The sequence below is a fragment of the Streptomyces tricolor genome (assembly GCF_002155905.1).
GTDB lineage: Bacteria > Actinomycetota > Actinomycetes > Streptomycetales > Streptomycetaceae > Streptomyces > Streptomyces tricolor.
Map to the genome: position 1 here is coordinate 1 of NZ_MUMF01000966.1, position 1467 is coordinate 1467.

Annotated in this window: 2 protein-coding genes; both read right to left on the reverse strand. The window is 71.5% G+C overall.

The annotated features are described in order from the left end of the window. On the reverse strand, positions 1-921 hold a 921-nt coding region (locus tag CCN44_RS42000; RefSeq protein ID WP_086704522.1), incomplete at its 3' end, for a hypothetical protein. Then, a partial coding sequence (locus CCN44_RS42005; protein ID WP_086704518.1) for a glycosyltransferase occupies positions 914-1467 on the reverse strand: 554 nt, incomplete at its 5' end. The genes CCN44_RS42000 and CCN44_RS42005, both read right to left, overlap by 8 nt.

Consider the following 1467-nt stretch of genomic DNA (forward strand, 5'->3'; position numbering starts at 1 on the left):
CTGGACGACGTCGTCCAGCAGCGTCTCGGCATCGCGCACGGCGCCGGCCAGGCGGGACAACGTCGTGGCGTCGTCGGGCCACGGGCTGCTGGCGGGACGGCACCGGTCGATCAGTGTCGGGGCGTGGTCGACGACGGTGAGGAAACGGCGCCAGGCGTGGTCGAGGAACTCGTCGGTCGCGGAGCCGAGGGCGGCGGCGCTCAGCGGGGTGGCGTCGCTGTAGCGGCCGGAGGCGACCATGGACTGCCAGGTGTCGTGCTCGGAGCGGATGCCCCCGAGCACGGCGGCGATGGCTGCGGTCCGGCGTGCGTGGACGGCCTGCTCGTAGGAGGGCAGGTACCGGTCGGCGACGGCCTGGGCCGCCCGGCCGGCGAACGGGGGCACGACGACACTGCGCGGAGCGTGGGGATCTCCGTAGCCTTCTTCGAGTCCTTCCGGAGCGAAGGCGCCGACCAGATAGTCGAGTTGACGGCCGGGGCGCTCTACGAACAGCAGCATGGTGCCTTGCACCATGTCGGTGAGCGTGGCGGCGTAGGGAATCCGCTCGCTCTGGAGGGCACGGCCGAGTTCGCCGCTGTCCCAGATCCAGGGCACCAGGTCTTCCTGCCAGGCGGGGTGTGAGTAGATCTCGACCGAGGCGTGCCACTGGCCGGGCAGGTGGCGCGCGAGGTCGCGGGCCACGTCGCCGATGAAGCGCCGGCTGCTCGTATGCACGCTGGTGCGGTGCCGTTTCGCGCACTTGACCAGGTCGACCACGGTGGTCCCGGTGCCGTCCGCAGGCAGGTGGTAGACGCCCTCGTCGTCCCGCCGGAATCCGCTCTCCACGAGGGCGGTGTGCGCCCACGGGTACTGCTCGCCCGAGGCGATGGCGACGATCCCGGACTCCCGGCTGTGCGACAGGATGATCTGCGCCTCAGCCATGGACCAGGTCCTCACCGCGGCGCAGGACGGAGCGCAGGCTGCGGCCGTAGGCCCAAGCGTGCTCCCGGGCCGCCGCCTCCAGCTGGTCGTATCCGACCTGGGCCGTCATCTGCCCGTCCCATTTGCGATACCTGTACACGGGGACCGGCAGCAGGATTCCGGGCGCGAGGGCGGTTACGCCGAGGGCCGCGCAGTAGTCCTCGCCCTGGACGAGGCCGCCCATCGGCGCGGCGCGCACGAGGTCGGTGCGGGCGAGGATCGTGGTCGGCCCGATGGGGATGGTGTCCGTCGGCGACTTCCAGTACGTCCACACATCGCCCGCCTCGTGGCGGCCGGGCGGAGTGGGACATCGCCACAGGGTGGTCGAGCCGTCCTGGTGCTGGTCCTCGCTCCATCCCGCACACCAGCCGACCCCGGTGGACTCCAGGGCGTTCAGCCGCACGGACATGGCGTCGTCGGTGAACTCGTCATCGTCATCAGCCCAGTTGGTGTACCGGGTGCGGACGTGGGCGAGGGCCAGATTTCGGGCGCAGGCGGCGCCGACCG